The 19,418-nt window shown below is 66.2% G+C and carries 14 protein-coding genes; 8 read left to right on the top strand and 6 right to left on the bottom strand.

Annotated elements, in window-relative coordinates; all coding sequences use genetic code 11:
- Nucleotides 1-11: 11 nt before the first annotated feature.
- The 3 genes from G5A46_RS15320 to G5A46_RS15310 form a co-directional block, all read right to left on the bottom strand.
- Nucleotides 12-1,169 (bottom strand): glycosyltransferase, encoded by a 1,158-nt coding sequence (locus G5A46_RS15320; protein ID WP_163850760.1) that lies wholly within the window; start codon nucleotides 1,167-1,169, stop codon nucleotides 12-14.
- Nucleotide 1,170: 1 nt separating this feature from the next.
- On the bottom strand, nucleotides 1,171-3,561 hold the full coding sequence (locus G5A46_RS15315; protein ID WP_163850758.1) for a GumC family protein: 2,391 nt from the start codon (nucleotides 3,559-3,561) through the stop codon (nucleotides 1,171-1,173).
- 267 nt (nucleotides 3,562-3,828) lie between these two features.
- Nucleotides 3,829-5,265, bottom strand: a complete 1,437-nt coding sequence (locus G5A46_RS15310; protein ID WP_163850756.1) for a hypothetical protein — start codon at nucleotides 5,263-5,265, stop codon at nucleotides 3,829-3,831.
- A gap of 203 nt (nucleotides 5,266-5,468) precedes the next feature.
- On the opposite strand from G5A46_RS15310, the gene G5A46_RS15305 reads away from it, so the two are divergent.
- Entirely contained in the window at nucleotides 5,469-7,241 is a 1,773-nt protein-coding gene (locus G5A46_RS15305) for a hypothetical protein (protein WP_163850754.1), read from the top strand.
- On the opposite strand, the gene G5A46_RS15300 is transcribed toward G5A46_RS15305, so the two are convergent.
- Nucleotides 7,204-8,457 (bottom strand): polysaccharide pyruvyl transferase family protein, encoded by a 1,254-nt coding sequence (locus tag G5A46_RS15300; protein ID WP_163850752.1) that lies wholly within the window; start codon nucleotides 8,455-8,457, stop codon nucleotides 7,204-7,206. The two genes, G5A46_RS15305 and G5A46_RS15300, sit on opposite strands and share 38 nt — an antisense overlap.
- A gap of 64 nt (nucleotides 8,458-8,521) precedes the next feature.
- Entirely contained in the window at nucleotides 8,522-9,388 is an 867-nt protein-coding gene (locus G5A46_RS15295; protein WP_163850750.1) for a MurR/RpiR family transcriptional regulator, read from the bottom strand.
- An 84-nt stretch (nucleotides 9,389-9,472) separates the two neighbouring features.
- Between G5A46_RS15295 and G5A46_RS15290 the strand changes: the two genes are divergently transcribed.
- The 7 genes from G5A46_RS15290 to G5A46_RS15260 all read left to right on the top strand — a co-directional run bounded on the left by G5A46_RS15290 (nucleotide 9,473) and on the right by G5A46_RS15260 (nucleotide 17,575).
- Complete coding sequence (locus G5A46_RS15290) at nucleotides 9,473-10,270, top strand: N-formylglutamate amidohydrolase (RefSeq protein ID WP_239520969.1); 798 nt, start codon at nucleotides 9,473-9,475, stop codon at nucleotides 10,268-10,270.
- A complete protein-coding gene (locus G5A46_RS15285) occupies nucleotides 10,267-10,812 on the top strand; it encodes a TRAP transporter small permease subunit (protein ID WP_163850748.1) in 546 nt (181 codons plus the stop codon). Before G5A46_RS15290 ends, G5A46_RS15285 begins: the two co-directional genes overlap by 4 nt.
- The gene (locus tag G5A46_RS15280) at nucleotides 10,802-12,130 is read left to right on the top strand and encodes a TRAP transporter large permease (RefSeq protein ID WP_163850746.1); all 1,329 of its coding nucleotides are present in this window, start codon (nucleotides 10,802-10,804) and stop codon (nucleotides 12,128-12,130) included. The genes G5A46_RS15285 and G5A46_RS15280 overlap by 11 nt, the downstream gene beginning before the upstream one ends.
- Before the next feature lie 68 nt (nucleotides 12,131-12,198).
- Nucleotides 12,199-13,236, top strand: a complete 1,038-nt coding sequence (locus G5A46_RS15275; RefSeq protein ID WP_163850744.1) for a TRAP transporter substrate-binding protein — start codon at nucleotides 12,199-12,201, stop codon at nucleotides 13,234-13,236.
- Nucleotides 13,237-13,311: 75 nt separating this feature from the next.
- Complete coding sequence (locus G5A46_RS15270; protein ID WP_163850742.1) at nucleotides 13,312-14,676, top strand: glutamine synthetase family protein; 1,365 nt, start codon at nucleotides 13,312-13,314, stop codon at nucleotides 14,674-14,676.
- A 374-nt stretch (nucleotides 14,677-15,050) separates the two neighbouring features.
- The gene (locus G5A46_RS15265; protein WP_163850740.1) at nucleotides 15,051-16,433 is read left to right on the top strand and encodes an aldehyde dehydrogenase family protein; all 1,383 of its coding nucleotides are present in this window, start codon (nucleotides 15,051-15,053) and stop codon (nucleotides 16,431-16,433) included.
- Complete coding sequence (locus G5A46_RS15260; RefSeq protein WP_163850737.1) at nucleotides 16,430-17,575, top strand: iron-containing alcohol dehydrogenase; 1,146 nt, start codon at nucleotides 16,430-16,432, stop codon at nucleotides 17,573-17,575. The genes G5A46_RS15265 and G5A46_RS15260 overlap by 4 nt, the downstream gene beginning before the upstream one ends.
- Before the next feature lie 71 nt (nucleotides 17,576-17,646).
- Here G5A46_RS15260 and G5A46_RS15255 read toward each other — a convergent pair whose 3' ends face one another.
- Complete coding sequence (locus G5A46_RS15255) at nucleotides 17,647-19,290, bottom strand: FAD-binding dehydrogenase (RefSeq protein WP_163850735.1); 1,644 nt, start codon at nucleotides 19,288-19,290, stop codon at nucleotides 17,647-17,649.
- Nucleotides 19,291-19,418: the final 128 nt, after the last annotated feature.

Raw genomic sequence — 19,418 nt, 5'->3', positions numbered from 1 at the left:
GAGGCGCGGGGTCACTCCGCGGGGCGGCTCAGCGGCAGCATGTCGGCGGGTTGCATCCGGGTTGGCAACAGCGCGGCCAGGCCCTGCCGGAACGCCGGCTCGGAAAACCGGCGGGCGTGGTTGACCAGATGCGCGGGGTCCAGATCGTGCAGGCGCTCGGTCTCGAACCGCTCGATCGCGGCGATAAGGCCCTCCGCGCTTTGCTGATGGAACAGCAGGCCGGTGCGGCCGTCGGCCACGCTGTCCAGCGCACCACCACGCCCGTAGGCGATCACCGGCCGGCCGGCGGCCATGGCCTCCACCGGGACGATGCCGAAATCCTCTTCGCCGGGGAAGATCAAGGCGCGGCAGCGGGCCAGATGATGGCGGAACATCTCCGGGGACACCCGCCCGGCAAAGGCGATGTTCTCCCGCGCGGAGCGGGCCAGCCGGGCACGCGCCTTCTCGGGGCCGCCGATCACCAGAAGCGGCAGGCCCAGCCTGCTGAACGCCTCGATCGCCAGGTCGGGCCGCTTGTAGGGGGCCAGCTCTCCGGCCCAGAGGTAGTAATCCCCGATCTCGTTCCGGGGCGCGGGGGCGAAATCCTGGGTCGCGACAGGGGGGTGCACCACGGCGGCGTCACGACGCCAGTACTTGTGAATGCGCGCGGCCACATGGTTGGAATTGGCGGCAAAGCCATCCACCCGCGCGGCGCTGGTCACGTCCCAGCTGCGCAGCCGATGCGCCACATGCGGCATCACCCGGCGCGCCAGCGGGCCAGCCGTATCGCGATAGGTGTGGTACTGGTCCCAGACATAGCGCATGGGCGAATGGCAATAGCACAGGTGATAGGCATCGGGCGGCGCGATCACGCCCTTGGCCGGCCCTGCCTCCGACGACAGGACCAGATCATAGCCGGTCAGGTCCAGTTCCTCCAGCGCGCGGGGCATGAAGGGCAGGTAGCTTTGATACATCCGCGTGGCAAAGGGCAGGCGAGCCACGCCGGTGGTGGTGATGCGCTGCGCGTTGATCTGGTCGCTGACGCGCTCGGGATCATGCACATGGGTAAAGATATCGGCCTGCGGGAACAGGCGCACCAGGCTTTCCAGCACCTTTTCGCCGCCACGCATCCCCACCAGCCAGTAGTGGATGATGGCGACGCGCGGTTGCGAGATCGGGGTTTGCAACATGTCAGCGTGCCTCCTGAAGCGGGCTGCCGTAATCATAGAGATAGGTGTCGCGCAGGGTCAGCGGATCGACCTGGGTCAGGACGATGCCGTCCAGGTCCAGCCCGTTGCCCGACAGCCGTTGCAGGCAACGCGCGACCGCCTGGCGGGGGGTGTGGTCGTGCTGGACCACGAAGACGCGGCGATCGACGGCGCGGGCGATCACCATCGCCTCGGCGGCGGGCAGCATGGCGGGGGCATTGACCAGCACGAGGTCGTAGTAATCCTTCAGCTCGTCCAGGGTGCGGCGCAGCCAGCCGGTGGACAGCATGTCTGCTGCGCCCGTCTCCGCGTTGCGCGCGGCCAGCAGGTCAAAGCCCAGCCCGGTTTCGGTGAAGACCGCTTCCAACAGATCGCATTTGCCCCGGATCAGGTCCGGCAGGTCATAGCCGATTGGGAATTGGAACTGGCCCTGGATCGAGGATTGTCGCAGGTCGCAATCCACCACGCAGACCAGTTTGTCGGAGGCTTCAGCCATGCGGGCCAACAGGGCGGTGGTGGTGGTCTTGCCCTCCCCCGGCAGGGCCGACAGGAACGCCAGGCTTTGCGGCGCCGCGCCGTCATCGCCCAGATCCAGCGCGGTGCGGATACCGCGCATCGCCTCTGCGATCTCCCCTCGCGGTTGCAGTGCCAGTTCGCGCATCGCCTGTACCGGGCTGGACCAGTTGCGGGCGGGCACCACCGACAGGACCGGGCGGCCCGTTTCGGCCTCCAGATCGGCGACGTTGCGATAGGTGGTGGGGGTCAATTCGCGCAAAAGCACCAGCGCGGCCCCGACCGTCATGCCAAAGAGCAGCCCCAGCAGGGTCATCAACTTGGGCCGCGGAGCGGAGGGCGCACCGGGAATCGTGGCGCGTTCGATGATCCGCGCATCGGCCTGTTGCAGGTTCTCCTGGGTTCGGGTCTCGGCAAAGCGGGACAGCAGATCCTCGTAGGCGGTGCGGGCCGCGCCGGCTTCCCTCTCCAGCTGGCGCAGACCGATATTGGCGCGGGAGACCGACAGGAATTCCTGCTCCACCTCGTCCAGGCTTTGCCGCAGGGTACGTTCGCCGATACGGGCGATCTCCAGCTCGTTGCGCTGCGCGTCCAGCTCCCGTCCGAATTCGAAACGCAGGGCGCGGTTGACCTCGTCCAGCTCTCCGCGCAGGCGCTGCCGCCGGGGATTCGTCTCATCGAACCCCTGGGCCCATTGCGCATCCTCGCCCAGCAGGGCGATACGGCGGGTGTTCAGTTCCTCGATCGTGTCCGAGTTCAGCATGTTGCCCAGGGCCTCGAACCCGCCGTTGTCGATCAGGCGGGCCATCTCGGTGATCCGGGCCTCGCCGGCGACGCGGGTGACACGGGCCTGAACCAGCTGCTCATTCAGGGAAACCATGCGCTGCTGGATGATCGCCATGGACGATCCGTTGTCGACCAGCGAACGGGCGCGATAATCCTCTACCGCGTCTTCCGCCTGTTCGACCTGGCGGCGCAGATCGTCGATGCGCTGTTCGATCCAGCGGGTCGCCTGACTGGCCGATTGCCGCCGTCCGGACAGCTGTTCGCCGATATAGGTCTCGGCGATGGTACCGGCCAGCGCGGCGGACAGGGCGGGATCTTCGGTTTCGGCGGCGATGGAGATGACATAGCTGTCGCCGTCGCGCCAGATATCAACCACGCGGCGGATCGCCCAGGTCAGCCGCTCCACCCGATACCGCGCCTGCGCTTCGGGGTCTGTCGGCGTTTGGTCGTCGGCGCCCAGCAGCTCCTTGATCGCCGTCTTCGCACGGTCGGGCAGGGAGGGCGCTTGCGCCGCGCTGTCCAGAGGGTCCAGCAGGCCGGGGCGGGTGCTGTCCAACTGCGCGATCACGGCGGCGATCAGCACGTTGGAGCGCAGGATCGACATCTCGCTGGCAACCACCTGGTCGTTCAATTTCAGATCCGAGACGACCTGTTCGTCGGTCAGGATCCGCCGCTCGCGCGGATCCAGCAGCACTTGCGACAGCGCGGAATAGCGAGGCGTGACTTGCGATACCAGGACAAAGGCCAGCCCGGCGCACAGCAGCGCGGCGCCCAGCACCGTCCGCCGCCCGCGCCACAACGCCGCCAGCAGCGCGCGCGGATCGACGGCATCGGCATCCGCCACGGCACCGGGAGCGCCCCGGGGCCGGCGACCCATGGGTCCGCGTTCGAATGGCGTGGCAAGCTCCGCTTTCATACGGCTGAAAAGATCCCCGGTCCGATGTTTCGACGGTGCGACAGGCCCGGTGGAATGCAGGGAATGGCGCGCCAAGGGCACGGCGCGCAGGCTCTGCCACAGGCTGCGGGCAGACCTTCCAAGCTGCGCCGAACGCGGCGCATTTTCCAACAATCCCATGGGACGGCCCCCTGGCCCTTCGGCGAAACCGAAGGTGATACGTCCCCACCCGCTGGCACTATCTGGCGGGGCGCTGTGGGCGGTCAAGCAAAGGCCAATCTTTTGCCCGATTTGCGCTTTATTGCCGCCGCAAAGGCGACAGTCGCGCGGCGCGCGGGAAATTGTTGATGACTGACGCGCCTTGACGACAGGTCCGTAGATGCGCCTTGGCGGCAGAAGGCGGGGCCAGGGCGCGGGCGGCGGAGGGTGGCGTGGAATGGCGTCGTTTCAGGGGGATGGGCCGATTTGCGTGGCCGGAATGACGGGCGTTGCCCGTCCGGGTGCCCCATGTGTGACGCCGCCCCGCGTCAGGCCCGCAGCCAACCCGGCAAAGGCAAAGAAGGCGAGCCCCAGATCCGGTGTCGCCTGGGTCAGCATCGCCGACAAAAGCAGCGCCAGACAGGCCGCGCGCAGGGACCGGACCACCACGGCGCGCTGCGGGTCGCCGCCCTGTTCGACCGGACCGGTCAGTACCCCGGCCAGCAATCGCAGGTAGAGCACGGCGCCCACAACTCCCAGGCTGGCCAGCACCGCCACGCCCCAGGACGAGGCGCGCACCGATCCCAGCCCGGCGCCCAGCCCCAGCGTGTCGACGAAATTGTGCCAGGCCTGGGCGTTCCAACTCATCCGTTCCACGCCGGAGGCGCCCGCCAGCTTGTTGAACAATGCCCGGTCCAGAAAGGCCTGCACCGGCTGCACCAGCTCGTAGGCTGCGAACAGCCCCAGCAAGGCCAGCCACCCCGTCAGCAATGCCGCCACCGCGATCGCCGCGCCGCGCCGGGCCACGCGGGCCCGCAGGCGCAGCACCAGCGTGACCAGCCCGAAGGTCACCAGAAACGCCGCCAGCGCCACATAGGCGGCGGAGGAGGTCGACCGCAGCACCGCGATACCGGACAGCACCAGCATCCACCGCGCCATCCGCGACCCCGGCGTGCCGATCCAGAATTGCAGCCAGAACGCGAACAGCCCGATCGCGTAATAGCCGAATGCGCTGGCTTCGGGAAATCCGCCGATCATCCGTTTCAGCCCGGCCATGCGGACCTCCGACAGGATGGCGTAGTTGGCGCTGCGCAGCGGCTCCAGCAACCCGGACAGGCCAGCCGCCGCCGCACCGACGTCCAGCCAGCCCAAGGCGACGTTGATCCCCGTGGCGGCGGCGATGGCGCGCTGCACCGTCGCGGCCTCGGGGCGCAGGCGGAACACGGTGGCCAGCGCCAGGAAGGTCGCGGCGCCCAGGATCATGCGAAACAGCTGTGTCAGGTTGCCGGTGCCGGGGCGCAGCGGAACGGTCACGATGCCGGTTTCGTTGGCGCGGCGGGCAATGGCAAAGACCTCGGTCTGGCCGCGAAAAACGGTGGGAAACAGCAACGTCGCGGCCACCGACCACAGCAGCAGCAGCAACATCCAGTACCCCGGCTGCCCGTGCCGCATCGTGCCCGCCATCATCCGCACCCCGCCGGGATGCAACAGCACCAACCCGCACATCGCCAGCGCGGTGACATCCGCCACCAGGATGGAGGCCCCGCCCGCCGCCGGCAGGTTCACCGCCGCCGCCGCTCCCAGCGGCGTCGTCGCCAGGAACACCCAGAGCCCCCGAAAAGGCCCCTTGACCAGAAGCGCCGCCACCACGAGCAGCGCCAGAAAGGAACTGGCGACGATCTCCATCCCTTGGTGATGACAGAGCCCCCGACAGGGTCAAGCGCCCTGTGCCGCGCCCCGGCCATCGTGCCCCGCGCGGCGACAAAACGCGGCGCGCCGGGGCATCGTTTCCGTCGGACGCGGCAATGGCTTGGCGCAGGCGGGCGGTGGGGCAGGGGACTTGCCAGCGCGGGCGCGGCGGCGGCAAGGTCGGGTGAAAGGGGGGCGCCATGGGACGCGCATTTTCCATCCGCACGATGAGGGCGGCCAGCTTCGTTCTGATCTGTACCGCGCTGCCCGGCACCGCGTTTCTGGGCGCGGGGGGCGTCTTGTTGGCGGGGGCGGCTGCCGGGGCGGCCGACCTGCCGGACGGCCCGGTGCCATCGAAGGTTGCGGCGACGGCGCTGCCACAGCGGGGCCCGGCGCTGGCGGCGGCCTCGAATTTCGGGCAGGGCATGCAGGCCGGGATGATGGGTGCCGCGCTGGCGCTGCCGGTGCGCGATTTCCGCGATGCGGTCTATTGGGCGCTGGTGGCCCGCGACGGGGCCGTGCGTTTCGACACCGCGCGCAGCACCTGGCCGGATCTGCTGTCGCCCGACGGCGCGGCGGCCAGCCTGACGGTGAACAACGGCCATCCCGATCACGACAACGGTGCCACGCCGCATTCGCCCGCCGCCATCCGCGCCTTTGGTCGCCATGCCGCGGAGATCGCGGCGCGCTTTCCCGCGGTGGAGGCGATCGAGGTCGGCAATGAGTTCAACAGCGCCAATTTCGTCAGCGGCCCCCTGCGCGATCTGGACGACGCGGGACGGGCGCGGGGCTATGCGGCGTTGCTGTCGTCGGTCGTGGAACAGGTACGGGCGGTGCGCCCCTCGGTACGGATCGTCGGAGGCGGGGTGCATTCGGTGCCCACCGGCTACCTGGCCAAGCTGGCGGCAACGGGCGTGGTGGAGCGAATGGATGCGCTGGCACTGCATCCTTATGACACCGCGCCGGAACAGCTGGCCCGCCAGATCGCGGTGCTGCGCCGTCAGCCCGCCTGGGCGCGAATGCCGATCGAGCTGACGGAGATCGGCACCCGTGACAGTGCCGCCGCGCCGGGGCTGTTGCTGCGCATGTATTGCCAGGCGGCGCTGTCGGGGGTGACGCGGCTGGCGTGGTATCCGCTGAACCCGCGCGGCGATGGCTATGCGCCGCTGATCGGGGCGGATCTTCAGGTGGCGCCGGTGGGTCGGGCGTTTCGCCGCCTGGGCGCCCTGGCCGAGGGGAGGGCGGTGCGCGACATTGGCCGGGATGCGCAAACCTATGGCTGCCTGTTCGGTGATCGGATGGCGGTGCTTTGGGGGATGCCTCGCGGCTTGCGGGTGGCGCCGCATGTGGTGGTGCGCGATGCGCTGGGCGCCGTGCAGACGGGCGGGGCACTGGCTCTGTCCGAAACCGCGCCCCTGACGCTGGAGGCACCGGGCCTGTCTCCGGCCGATTGGCGTCTGGCCCCGCAGCGGGTGCTGGCCGACAGTCGCCATGGCTATGCCTATCCGGGCGGTATTCCGGGCAATGCCGGAGAAACGGACAGCGGGTTTTCCCGGTTGGCGCGGCGGGGCGGGCGCGACGTGGCGCTGATCACCCGGCCGGGGCAATCGGGGTCGGTCACCCCCTGGGTGCCCTGGCTGGGACTTCCCGACGATCCGGGCCCGCGCCTGTTGCCCGATCTTCTGGTGCCGGGAGCGGGGGTGGAGATCCTGCACCGTTTCACCGCGCCTCAGGCGATGCAGGTGCAGCTGCGGGCGCGCGTGCAGGTGGCAGCGCGCAGCACAGATGGCGTGGCGGTCACGGTGCAGGCCGGGGACAGGCGCCTTGCGCATTGGCAGGGGCATGGCCCCTGGCGGCTGGATCGCACGGTGACGCTGGCGGCGGGCCAGGTGCTGGAGATCGCCATCGGTGCCAATGGCAGTGCCAGGGGCGATGTCACGGAATTCCGGCTGACGGTTCTGTCCCTGTCCTGAAGGGCGCAGGCCCGGCGCCGACCTGGGCCAGCGTAGCGGCCAGCGCGGTGCGGGCGGCGTTGGCCAGGGGGGCGGGGTCGGGGCGCGTGCGCAAGGCGGCCTCCAGCCGGGGGGCAATGCTGGCGCCGGTGGCGCCGGCCTCCGTCACCAGATGATCGCCCGCGCCCGCCTGGTCCAGGAATCCCGCCAGCTTCTTGTCCCAGCTCAGGCCGAGGACGGGCAAGCCGTAGGAATGCGCCACGATGCAGGCATGCAGACGATGCGCCACCACCGCGTCACAGCGGGCGATCAGATGGGCCAGTGCGCGGGGCGTCGTGGGTTGGTTCGGCACGGCCAGGCGCCCGTCGCGCAATGGCCCTGCCAGTCCGGGAAGCGCCGCGACGCGGGTCAGCAGGGCGGTATCCTCGGCCGCGCCATTGCTGAACAGGGTCACGCGGTGGCCCAAATCCAGCGCGGCATCGACGACCCCGGCGTAGAACGGCTCTGCCCCCGTGCGCTGGCCGGTGACAGGGCTGTCGGCATGGTGGCGCAGCAGGGCGAAATCGGTGACGCACAGCCCGATCCCGCCAGAGCGCCGGCCAGCCGTGCCGTCGGGGGCGCAGTCGGGGGGGCTGTCGGGCAGACCGTAGCATTCCGCAGCCAACAGGCCCGGATCGGGGCAGAGCACGGGGGCAGGCGCGTTCGGCATCTGCGCGGTCCAGGCGGCCATGGACCCGGCATCGCGCAGCCCCACCCGCCGCAGGTCACAGCGCAGCATCCCGGCGAACAGCGCCGTGCCCGCGCGCGACCAATTGGCCGATGCGCCAGCGCCATGGATCACCGACGGCACACCGGCCTGCGCGATCAGCGCGGCGGCGCGGGCCAGCTTGACAGGGAAGTTCAGATTGGCATCCGACAGGATCTGCCCGCCGCCGATCAACGCAAGGTCGGCCCCGGCCAGCGCGGCGCGCCATTCCTCGGCCACGCCGTCGATGACGCGATTCAGCTTCCACCGGGCAAGGGGCTGGCGCAGCGATCGGGGCAACCGGTCCAGCATCGCCAGCAGCGCAGCGCGATGCGCGATGGTCACCGCACCCCGGTGCCGGCGCCCGGCCAGGTCGATGCACAGCACCTGCGCGCCGGGATGCAGTTCGCGCAGCCCGTGGGCGAGGCAATCGGCTATGATCCCGTCGCCAAGGTTGGGGGAATGGCACAGGCCGAACTGGACGATCTTCACCGGCACCTCCGGGTTGGGTGACCCACCATGGCCGCGCGGGGGAGCGCGGGAAAGGGGGCCTTGATCAATTGCCGCGAAAGATCCGCGATTCCCCGATCATCTGCTCCAGCGCGTCGATCCGTTCGGCGCTGGACGCGCTGCTGCGGCTTTGCACCTCGGCGACCAGCGCCTCCACCATCAGGTTGATCGCAAGGGTGCTGTCCCAACTGGAAGGGACCTCCACCATAGCGCGAAAGGTACAGGTGGCGTGGCGTTCGATGGGCGATCCCCAGGCGTCGGTGAACAGAACGATATCCACCCCCTGCGCCACCGCCAGCCGGGCGAGCTTTTCCAGCTCCTTCTCGTAGCGGCGGATGTCGAACACCACCAGCGTGGCGCGGTGATCCATGTCCAGCAGCGATTGCGGCCAGACGGAGGGGGAGCTGTCGAGCAGGAACACCTGTGGCCGGATGATCTGCAAATGGTTGAAGAAGTAATGCGCGTTGGACCGGGTGATCCGCCCGCCCAGCAGGTAAAGCCGCCGGTCGGGGTCGGACAGCAGCCCGGCGGCGCGGTCGAATTCGTCCAGGTCCAGCCGGTCCAGCGTGCGGTTGATGTTCTCCGAGACCGCCTCCACGAAACGGGAGACGATGTGATCACGGGGCGCGTCGGGGCGCCCTGTCTCCAGCTTGGCCAGCGGTTGCTTCATCCGGGCGGCGACCTCCTCGCGGATGGCGTTTTGCAGAGCGGAATAGCCGTCGAACCCCAATTTGCGCGCCAGTCGGATGATCGTCGGGGTGGAGACCTGCGCATTCTCCGCCAGTCGGGTGATGGATTGCAGCCCGGCCACAAGTGAATCGTCCAGCAACACGGCACTGAGCTTGCGTTCGGCGGCGGTCAGCTCGGCCTGCCGTTCGCGCAAAAGATCCCGGATCAGGGGGGTGTCGTCCACGAAACGTTCCTTTTGCTACAAACCCGGCGGTGATGAACTAAAGATTACAGAAACAAACTTGACATGCCACAAAAACCTGTAGTGATGATGACACCGAAAGGAACGGGTGACGACGTGACGCCAGACGGCTGGACATCGACAGAGATCGCGGGTGGCACGGGGCAGGGTGGCGCCGTTTTGGTATGCGAACATGCGGGTGCCGAAATTCCGACGGATTTGCAGGGGCTTGGATTGGAAGCTGCCGCCAGAACGTCGCATGCGGCCTGGGATATCGGGGCGCGGGACATGGCGGTTGAACTGGCGCGGTTGATGAATGCCCCGCTGGTGGCGGGGCGCCTGTCGCGGCTGGTTTATGACCTGAACCGCCCGCTGGAAGCCGCCGATTGCATCCCCGCCCGCAGCGAGGTGCACGAGGTTCCCGGCAATCGCGACCTGTCGCAGACGCAGCGCCGCGCGCGGTTTGACCGGGTGCACACACCGTTTCACGACGCCCTGACCGAGGTGATCGACCGCGCCGCGCCCTCGGCCTTGATCACGCTGCACAGTTTTACCCCGATCTACAACGGCGCGCGCCGCGCAGTGGAAATCGGCTACCTCTATCATTCCGACGCTGCGCTGGCCTGCGCTGCGCTGGCGGTCGAAGCGGCGCGCGGCCGGTACCGCTGTGCCCTGAACGAACCCTATGCGGCCAGCGATGGCGTGACCTATACGCTACGCCGCCATGGCGAGGCGCGTGGCCTGCCCGCGGTGATGGTGGAGGTGCGCAACGACCTGATCGACACCCTGCAGAGCGCACGGGCCATGGCAACGCATCTGCATGGGGTCCTGACCGAGGCGCTGGCGGAACTGGACGCAGCGGACCGGGCGGAGTCGGCGCGATGAACGCGCTGCGCCGCTTTTCCCAGGTGGTGGACCGGTTCAACTATCGGCTGGGCCGGTTGATGATGTTCGGCATTTTCGTCCTGATGGGCGTGCTGATGTGGTCCACGATCTCCAAGGTGGCGTTCTCCCCCTCCATGTGGACGCTGGAAATGGCGCAGTTCATCATGGTGGGCTATTACATCCTGGGCGGCCCCTACGCGATGCAGATGGGGGCCAACGTGCGGATGGACCTGTTCTACGGCGAATTCACACCGCGCAAGAAGGCCTGGTTCGATTGCTTCACCGTGGCCTTCCTGCTGGTCTACCTGGGAATTCTGCTGTGGGGCGGGATCGAGTCGACGAATTATGCCTTCAAATACGGCGGTGAGCGCAGCCCCTCTGTCTGGCGCCCCTATATCTGGCCGATCAAGGTGGTGATGTGCATCGGGATCTTCCTGATGCTGCTTCAGGCGCTGAGCGAGCTGGCCAAGGATATCCTGTTCCTGAAAACCGGCGCACCGCGTCGCGACGACACCCAGCAGGAGCCCGGCGATGCCCTATGAACTGATCGCGATCCTGATGTTCTCCACCATGATGGTGATGCTGTTCACGGGGCAACGGGTGTTCGGCGCCATCGGTTTTGTCGCGGTGATCGCGGCGGTTCTGCTGTGGGGAGACAGGGGTGGCTACGACATCGGGTTTTCCGCCGCGATCAAGCTGATGCGCTGGTACCCGCTGCTGACCCTGCCGATGTTCATCTTCATGGGCTACGTGATGTCGGAGTCCAAGATTGCCGACGATCTTTACAAGATGTTCCATGTCTGGATGGGCGGGCTGTCCGGCGGGCTGGCGATCGGCACCATCGGGCTGATGGTCCTGATCTCGGCGATGAACGGGCTGTCGGTGGCGGGCATGGCCATCGGGGCCACCATCGCGCTGCCCGAACTGCTGAAACGCAATTACGACAAGATCATGGTGACCGGGGTGATCCAGGCGGGGTCGTCCCTGGGGATCCTGGTGCCGCCCTCGGTGGTGCTGGTCCTTTATGCGATGATCGCGCGGCAGCCGGTGGGGCAGCTTTGGCTGGCCGGTGCGGTGCCGGGGCTGATGATGGCCGTGCTGTTCATCATCTACATCGCGCTGCGCTGTCGGATGAACCCGGCGCTGGGCCCGGCCCTCCCGCAAGAGGAGTTGGCCCAATACACCCGTGCCGAGAAGATGCGCCTGCTGCGCGCCGGCATCCTGCCGCTGGTGATCTTCGCGGTGATGATGGTCCCTTTCGTCAAGGGCTGGACGTCGCTGGTGGAAAGCTCCGCAGTGGGGGCCTTGGCGGCCTTCCTGGCGGCGGTGCTGAAGGGGCGGATGACGCGACAGGTGTTCGAAACCTGCCTGCGCCAGACCCTGGGCATCACTTGCATGTTCATGTGGATCATCCTGGCGGCGCTGGCCTTTGGCGCGGTGTTCGACGGGCTGGGCGCGGTGAAGGCGATCGAGAATCTGTTTACCGAGCGGCTGGGCCTGAACCCCTGGGTGATCCTGATCCTGATGCAGCTGTCGTTCCTGGTGATGGGCACATTTCTGGATGATACGGCCATGCTGGTCATCGTCGCGCCACTTTACGTGCCGCTGGTGGGCGAACTTGGCTTTGACCTGGTGTGGTATGGCGTGCTCTACACGATCACCTGCCAGATCGCCTACATGACGCCGCCCTTCGGCTATAACCTGTTCCTGATGCGCGCCATGGCGCCGCCGGAAATCGGGCTGCGCGATATCTATGTCTCCATCATTCCGTTCGTCGGTGTCATGGTGGTGGCGCTGATGCTGGTGATGATCTTCCCGCAGATCGCGCTGTGGCTGCCCGACCTGATCTACAACAGATGACTTCCGAAATCGCGAACAGAGGCCGGACAAACCGGCCCGAGACCCCAACCAACAGGAGAGAGAGTAAGATGACAACCAGACGCGGATTTATCAAAGGGGCGGCCCTGGCGGCCCCCGCGGCGCTGGCCACCCCGGCCATCGTCAAGGCGCAGGACACGATCAAGTGGCGGTTCCAGACCTATGCCGGCGCGGCCCTGGGCGAACAGGTGACCAAACCGATCATCGACTATATCAACAAGGCCGCCAACGGTCAGTTGGAGATCGAATTGTTCTACGCCGACCAGATCGTCCCAACCGGGGAGCTGTTCCAGGCGTTGCAGCGCGGCACCATCGATGGCGTGCATTCCGATGACGATTCCATGGCTTCCCCCACGCCGCTGCGCATGTTCGGCGGCTATTTCCCCTTTGCGACCAAGCATATCCTGGACGTGCCGGTGCTGTTCAACCAATACGGCCTGGCCGAGATCTGGGACGAGGAATACGCCAAGGTCGGGGTCAAATGGTTGTCGGCCGCGGGCCAGGATCCCTGTAACTTCAACACCACCAAGGAAATCAAGTCGGTCGACGATCTGGACGGGCTGAAGCTCTATACCTTCCCGACAGCCGGACGGTTCCTGTCGCAATTCGGCGTCGTACCGGTGAACATCCCCTACGAGGATGCGGAAGTCGCCGTGCAGACCGGCGAACTGGACGGCATGGCCTGGTCCGGCATCACCGAGGATTACACCGTCGGCTGGGCCAACGTCACCGACTACTTCCTGACCAACAACATCTCCGGCGCCTGGATCGGCTCCTTCTTCGTCAACCAGGAACGTTGGGCGGAACTGCCGGAGCATCTGCAATCGCTGGTCATGGCCGCGATCGAGGCCGGGCACACCTATCGCAACCAGTGGTACTGGGGCGGCGAGGCGCGCCTGCGCGCCACCGGCGACAAGTTGGCGCTGCGCACCGTTCCGGCCGATGAATGGGCTCAGGTCGAAGAGGCGGCAGTGAAATTCTGGGACGAAATCGCCGAGGAAGGCGAAGTCCACCAGAAGATCGTCGACATCTTCCGCGATTACAACCAGACCATCAATCGCGCAGGCCCGCCCTACACCAACGGGTGATCTGCCACGCAACACGAACCGGGTGGCCCGCATCGCCGGGCCATCCCCAGATTTGGCCACCACCGGGAGGGCACAATGCCGGGCAACCTGTCTCTGGACGAATTGAAGAAACTGGCCGCCAGCGGCGAGGTCGATACCGTGCTGGTCGCGTTGGTGGACATGCAGGGCCGCCTGATGGGAAAGCGGTTCCACGTCTCCAACTTCCTCGATCATTCGGTGAAGGAAACCCATTGCTGCAACTACCTGCTGGCCACCGACCTGGTGATGTCCACGCCGGAGGGGTACAAGGCCACCTCCTGGGAGCAGGGCTACGGCGATTACGTGCTGCGCCCCGACCTGTCGACCCTGCGCCGGGTGCCCTGGCTGGAGGGCACGGTGCTGGTGCTGGGCGACGTGCTGGACCACCACACCCACGCGCCGGTGCCCCATTCCCCGCGCCAGATGCTGCAAGGTCAGATCGCCCGGCTGGCGGCGATGGGCTACCAGGCGATGATGGCGACGGAGCTGGAATTCTTCGTTTTCGAGAAGGATTATCGCAGTCTTCAGAAGGAAGGGTATCGCAACCTCGTCACGCTGAATGGCCATAACGAGGATTACAACCTCTTCCAGACCACCAAGGAAGAGCCCTTTCTCCGGCCGTTGCGCAACCACCTGATCGGTGCCGGCATTCCGGTGGAAAACACCAAGGGCGAGGCAGAGCTGGGCCAGCAGGAGCTGAACATCCGCTATGCCGAGGCTCTCGATTGCGCCGATCACCACACGATCGCCAAGCATGCGACCAAGGAAATCGCCTGGGCCCAAGGGGTTGCGGCAAGTTTCCTGCCCAAGTGGTCATCCTCCATGGTGGGGTCTTCCTCGCATGTGCACATGTCGCTGTGGCAGGATGGCGAAGCGGCGTTCTTCGACGCTTCCGACGATCTGGGCATGTCGCAGGTGATGAAGCACTTTACCGCCGGGATCATCAAATATGCCCGCGATTACACCGTGTTCCTCGCGCCTTACGTGAATTCCTACAAGCGTTTCGCCAAAGGCACCTTTGCCCCCACACGCATGGTGTGGTCGGTGGACAACCGCACAGCCGCCTTTCGCCTGTGCGGAGACGGGACCAGGGGCGTGCGCATCGAATGCCGCATCGGCGGATCCGACATGAACCCCTACCTGGCGCAGGCCGCGCTGCTGGCCGCCGGTATCAAGGGGATCGAGGATCAGCTTGACCTTCAGCCTGCCACCCGGGGTGACGCCTACGAAACCGCCGACACGCCCGAAATTCCCGGCACCCTGCGGGAGGCGACGCAGACCCTGACAACCTCCGCCATGCTGCGGCAGGCTTTCGGGGAGGAGGTGATCGACCATTACACCCGCGCCGCCACCTGGGAGCAGGAGGAGTTTGACAAGGCCGTCACGGATTGGGAGATCGCCCGCGGGTTCGAACAGGCCTGACCCGCACCGGTTCCGCCCGCCAGGCCCGATGCCTGGCGCCGGGGTGTGGCGCCTGAGGGCCCGCGCTTGCCCGGTAAACCCGCGCTGCCGGGCTGGGCCAGGGCGGCGCGGGAAATCTGCGCATTCGGCGGTGGCCGCACCCCTTGGCGCATTCCCCCCTTGTCGCGTGCGGCACCGTTGCCGGCCGCGCGGCAGGACCGGCGGGGCCTTCCGGCGGGGGGTGCGCAACCCTCTGGACAGGGGGGCGCGCCAATGACATCTGCCTGGTCGCGGCCCGCACCGCGTCAGGCTTGATCCGCCAGGGAACGCCCGCCGCGACGTTCCCGTTCCGAGTTGACCCGGGCGCCGCCCGGACAGGTACCGAAGGCACAGACATGACCAGGACACTCAATTGCATTTCTCCCATCGACGGGTCGATTTTTGCCAGCCGGCCCGTACTGCCCCTGGAAGAGTCCCGCGCCGCCGTGGCCAGCGCGCGCGCGGCCCAGGCGGCATGGGCCGCGCGCCCGCTTGCTGAGCGGATCGATCTGGTCCGACAAGGTATCGCCGCCGTTGGTGCAATGAATGACGATATCGTGCCGGAACTTGCCCGCATGATGGGCCGGCCTGTTCGTTACGGCGGGGAATTCGGCGGGTTCAACGAGCGCGGCAGCCATATGGCGGACATCGCCGCCGACGCGCTTGCCGATATCGTGGTGGGCGAAGACGAGTCATTCCGCCGCTATATCCGTCGGGTACCCTGGGGTGTGGTCTACGTGGTGGCGCCATGGAATTATCCTTATATGACAGCGATCAACACCGTTGCGCCGGCACTGATCGCTGGAAATGCCGTGATGCTCAAACATGCCACGCAAACCTTGCTGGTTGGTGAACGACTGGCCGAAGCCTTCCATTCTGTCGGAATTCCCGAAGATATTTTTCAGAACATTTTTCTGGATCACGAGACCTCCGACAGGTTGATTCAGGAAAAGTCGTTCGATTTCATAAACTTCACGGGATCCGTCGGGGGCGGTCAGGCGATGGAGCGTGCGGCGGCCGGCACTTTTGTTCCGGTTTCCACCGAATTGGGCGGCAAGGATCCGGGCTATGTCATGGAAGACGCCGATATCGACGCGGCAGTGGCCACGCTGATGGACGGGGCGCTGTTCAACTCCGGGCAATGCTGCTGCGGCATCGAACGTATCTACGTGCAGCAAAGCCGGTTTGACGAATTCCTGGAAAAGGCCATCGCCTTTGCCAATGATCTGAAACTCGGCAACCCGCTGGACCCTGACACCAGCATGGGTCCGATGGCGCATGCGCGTTTCGCAAAAGTGGTGCGCGATCAAATAGATGCTGCCGTGGCCGCCGGTGCCACGGCGCATATTCCCATTGATCCCGCCGATGATGGCGGGGCCTATCTGGGCCCGCAGATTCTGACCGGCGTCACCCATGAGATGGAGGTGATGCGCGAGGAGAGCTTTGGCCCCGTCGTCGGCATCATGCCTGTGAAGGATGACGACGAAGCCCTGCGCCTGATGAATGACAGCCGCTTCGGACTGACCGCCTCTCTCTGGACACGGGACGTGGACCGCGCAGCCACGATCGGGGACCGGATCGAGACCGGCACCGTCTTTCTCAACCGCGCCGATTATCTGGATCCGGGGCTATGCTGGACCGGGTGCAAGGATACCGGGCGCGGCGGTGGCCTGTCGGTGATCGGCTACCATAACCTGACCCGTCCGAAATCCTACCATCTGAAAAAGGTGACGTCATGAGCCCGACCGCAAACTGGTCCTATCCCACTGCCATCCGCTTTGGTGCCGGGCGGATTTCCGAATTGCCGGAGGCCTGCATCGCCGCCGGTATCACGCGGCCGCTATTGGTCACCGATCGGGGCCTGGCACCGATGGAGATCACGACCCGCGCGCTGGACATCCTGGACGCGGCCGGGCTGGGCCGGGGATTGTTCGCGGAAGTTGACCCCAATCCGTCCGAAATCAACTTGGAAGCGGGGCTGAAAGTCTACCGCGAGGGGGGGCACGACGGGGTCATCGCCTTTGGGGGCGGTTCTGGCCTGGACTTGGGCAAGATGGTTGCCTTCATGTCCGGCCAGTCGCGCCCGGTCTGGGATTTCGAGGATATCGGAGATTGGTGGACCCGTGCCGACCCGATGGGCATCGCACCGATCATTGCCGTGCCGACCACGGCCGGGACCGGATCCGAGGTCGGGCGGGCCAGCGTTATCACCAATTCGCAAACCCATGTAAAGAAAATCATCTTTCATCCCAAGGTTTTGCCCGAAGTCGTGATCTGCGATCCCGAGCTGACGGTGGGAATGCCGCGCCACATTACCGCCGGCACCGGGCTGGATGCTTTTGCCCATTGCGTGGAGGCGTTTTCCAGCCCGCATTACCACCCGATGAGCCAGGGGATCGCTCTCGAAGGGATGCGCCTCGTGATCGAAAACCTGCCGCGCGCCTATGCGGACGGCACCGACATCACCGCGCGCGCCAACATGATGTCAGCCGCGGCAATGGGGGCCACGGCCTTTCAGAAGGGCCTGGGTGCCATTCACGCGATGAGCCATCCCATCGGCGCGGTCTACGGGACACATCATGGCACCACGAATGCTGTCTGCATGCCTGCGGTGCTGGATCTTAACGCGGACCTGATCCGCGACCGGTTCGATCGTGCCTCCGGCTACCTGGGGATCGCAGGTGGATATGACGGGTTCCGCAGTTTTGTTCAGCAGTTCAATGATGATCTGGGTATTCCCCGAAAATTGTCCGACTTGGGTGTGGGGTCGGACCGGATAGAGGAATTGGTTGCCATGGCGCTTGAGGATCCTTCCTGTGGCGGTAACCCGGTAGAGTTGACCGCCACCAACCTCAAGGCGCTGTTCCTCGCGACGATCTGATCCTGTGCTGTTCCGATCCGGGCGTCCCTGTCAGGGATGCCCGGGCATTCTGCTTTGGCGGACAGGAAGGGTCATGCGTTCCGCCCGGCCGCGCGGCCGGAGAAGATACACCCGCCCAGGAACGTCCCCTCCAGCGCGTTGTATCCGTGATAGCCGCCCCCGCCGAAACCGGCAGCTTCGCCGCAGGCAAAGAGGCCGGGGATCGGCGCGCTGTCCTGGCCTATGACCTGCGATTTCAGATCTGCCTCGATCCCGCCGAGGGTCTTGCGGGTCAGGATGTGCAGACGCACGGCGATCAGCGGTCCGGCCTTGGGGTCTAGAAGGCGATGCGGTTTGGCGGTGCGCATCAGCTTGTCCCCAAGATAGGCGCGAGCCTGTCGCAAGGCGATGATTTGCGCGTCCTTGGCAAAGGGATTGGTCAATTCCCGGTCGCGCGCCTCCACCTGGTGGCGGAGATCCGCAGGGTCGATCGGGTGATCACCCAGGGTGGACATGCCTTGAGCCAGGGTCTCCAGATCCTTGGCTACGACGAAGTCCTCTCCTTTCTCCTTGAATGCCTCAACAGGCGGGGTAGCACCTTGCCCCAAGCGGCTTTTGAGGAGCAATTTCCAATCCTTCCCGGTCAGGTCCGGGTTCTGTTCCGAGCCGGACAGAGCGAATTCCTTCTCGATGATCTTCTGGGTCGTGACGAACCAGGAATGTCGATGCCCTGCCTGACACAGATATTTCAACGTGCCCAGGCTATCGAAGCCGGGCAGACAGGGGGCGGGCAGGCGATTGCCTTCCGCATCCAGCCAGAGCGACGAAGGCCCCGGCAAAATCCGGATTCCGTGACGCGGCCAGATCGGGTCCCAATTCTTGATCCCCTCGACGTAGTGCCACATCCGGTCCTCGTTGATGACCCGCGCCCCGGCGCGGGCGGAGTGGCCAATCATCAGCCCGTCCACATGAGCGGGGACACCGCAGACCATCTGATCCGGGGCAGGGCCCAGCCGCTCCGTTGGCCAGACGCGCCGCACCTCCGCCTCGTTCGCGCCAATGCCGCCGGAGGCGACGATGACGCTCTCGGCCGCGATTTCGAAGGCCCCGGTGACCTCGCGGTTGGTCGGGGCGCCACGGGGGGCGGTGTCCTCCGCCAGAACATCGCCTTGAACGCCGGTGACGGCTGTTGTGCCCCCCAGCAACCCGTTCACCCGATGACGGAACCGCAGATCTATCCGGCCTTCCTGCTCTGCCGCCAGCACACGGTTGACGAAGGGCTCCAGCACACCCGGTCCTGTACCCCAGGTCAGGTGAAACCGCGGTACCGAATTGCCATGGCCGGTGGCCAGCCCGCCGCCACGTTCGGCCCAGCCCACGACGGGGAACCAGCGCATTCCCATCCTGTACAACCAGGACCGCATTTCCCCGGCGGCGAAGTCCAGGTAGGCATCGGCCCAGGCCCGAGGCCAATGATCCTCTGCCCGGTCGAATCCGGCGGATCCCATCCAATCCTGCCGCGCCAGTTCACGGCTGTCCCGTATGCGGAACCGGCGTTGTTCCGGTGTGTCGATCATGAACAGCCCGCCCAGGGACCAGAAGGCCTGACCGCCGAGATTCTGCCGCGGCTCCTGGTCCAGAAGGGTGACGCGCCGCCCCCGGTCCAGCAATTCGCATGCCGCCACCAGCCCGGCCAGCCCGCCGCCGATGACGATGACATCTGTCGTGTCGCCCATGATCGTCTCCTCACCTCTATTGCAGGAAAGTCTGACCAAAACATTTACACATGCCAGAAATTTCCCCCCCGACGTTGCGTGAGACTCCCCAAGGTACCGACCTTTTTGTTAGATATGCTCAATCAAAT

The sequence above is a fragment of the Pseudooceanicola aestuarii genome (assembly GCF_010614805.1).
Lineage (GTDB): Bacteria > Pseudomonadota > Alphaproteobacteria > Rhodobacterales > Rhodobacteraceae > Pseudooceanicola > Pseudooceanicola aestuarii.
Note: the sequence above shows the minus strand (reverse complement) of the source record. Positions and strands in the feature narration are given on the sequence as shown.

Excerpts from the sequence above, each read along its gene's own strand:
- G5A46_RS15320 (WP_163850760.1), bottom strand. The coding sequence starts at position 1,169 with ATGTTGCAAACCCCGATCTCGCAACCGCGCGTCGCCATCATCCACTAC.
- G5A46_RS15305 (WP_163850754.1), top strand. The coding sequence starts at position 5,469 with ATGGGACGCGCATTTTCCATCCGCACGATGAGGGCGGCCAGCTTCGTT.
- G5A46_RS15255 (WP_163850735.1), bottom strand. The coding sequence starts at position 19,290 with ATGGGCGACACGACAGATGTCATCGTCATCGGCGGCGGGCTGGCCGGG.
- G5A46_RS15275 (WP_163850744.1), top strand. The coding sequence starts at position 12,199 with ATGACAACCAGACGCGGATTTATCAAAGGGGCGGCCCTGGCGGCCCCC.
- G5A46_RS15260 (WP_163850737.1), top strand. The coding sequence starts at position 16,430 with ATGAGCCCGACCGCAAACTGGTCCTATCCCACTGCCATCCGCTTTGGT.
- G5A46_RS15315 (WP_163850758.1), bottom strand. The coding sequence starts at position 3,561 with ATGGGATTGTTGGAAAATGCGCCGCGTTCGGCGCAGCTTGGAAGGTCT.
- G5A46_RS15310 (WP_163850756.1), bottom strand. The coding sequence starts at position 5,265 with ATGGAGATCGTCGCCAGTTCCTTTCTGGCGCTGCTCGTGGTGGCGGCG.
- G5A46_RS15270 (WP_163850742.1), top strand. The coding sequence starts at position 13,312 with ATGCCGGGCAACCTGTCTCTGGACGAATTGAAGAAACTGGCCGCCAGC.
- G5A46_RS15280 (WP_163850746.1), top strand. The coding sequence starts at position 10,802 with ATGCCCTATGAACTGATCGCGATCCTGATGTTCTCCACCATGATGGTG.
- G5A46_RS15285 (WP_163850748.1), top strand. The coding sequence starts at position 10,267 with ATGAACGCGCTGCGCCGCTTTTCCCAGGTGGTGGACCGGTTCAACTAT.
- G5A46_RS15265 (WP_163850740.1), top strand. The coding sequence starts at position 15,051 with ATGACCAGGACACTCAATTGCATTTCTCCCATCGACGGGTCGATTTTT.
- G5A46_RS15290 (WP_239520969.1), top strand. The coding sequence starts at position 9,473 with ATGATGACACCGAAAGGAACGGGTGACGACGTGACGCCAGACGGCTGG.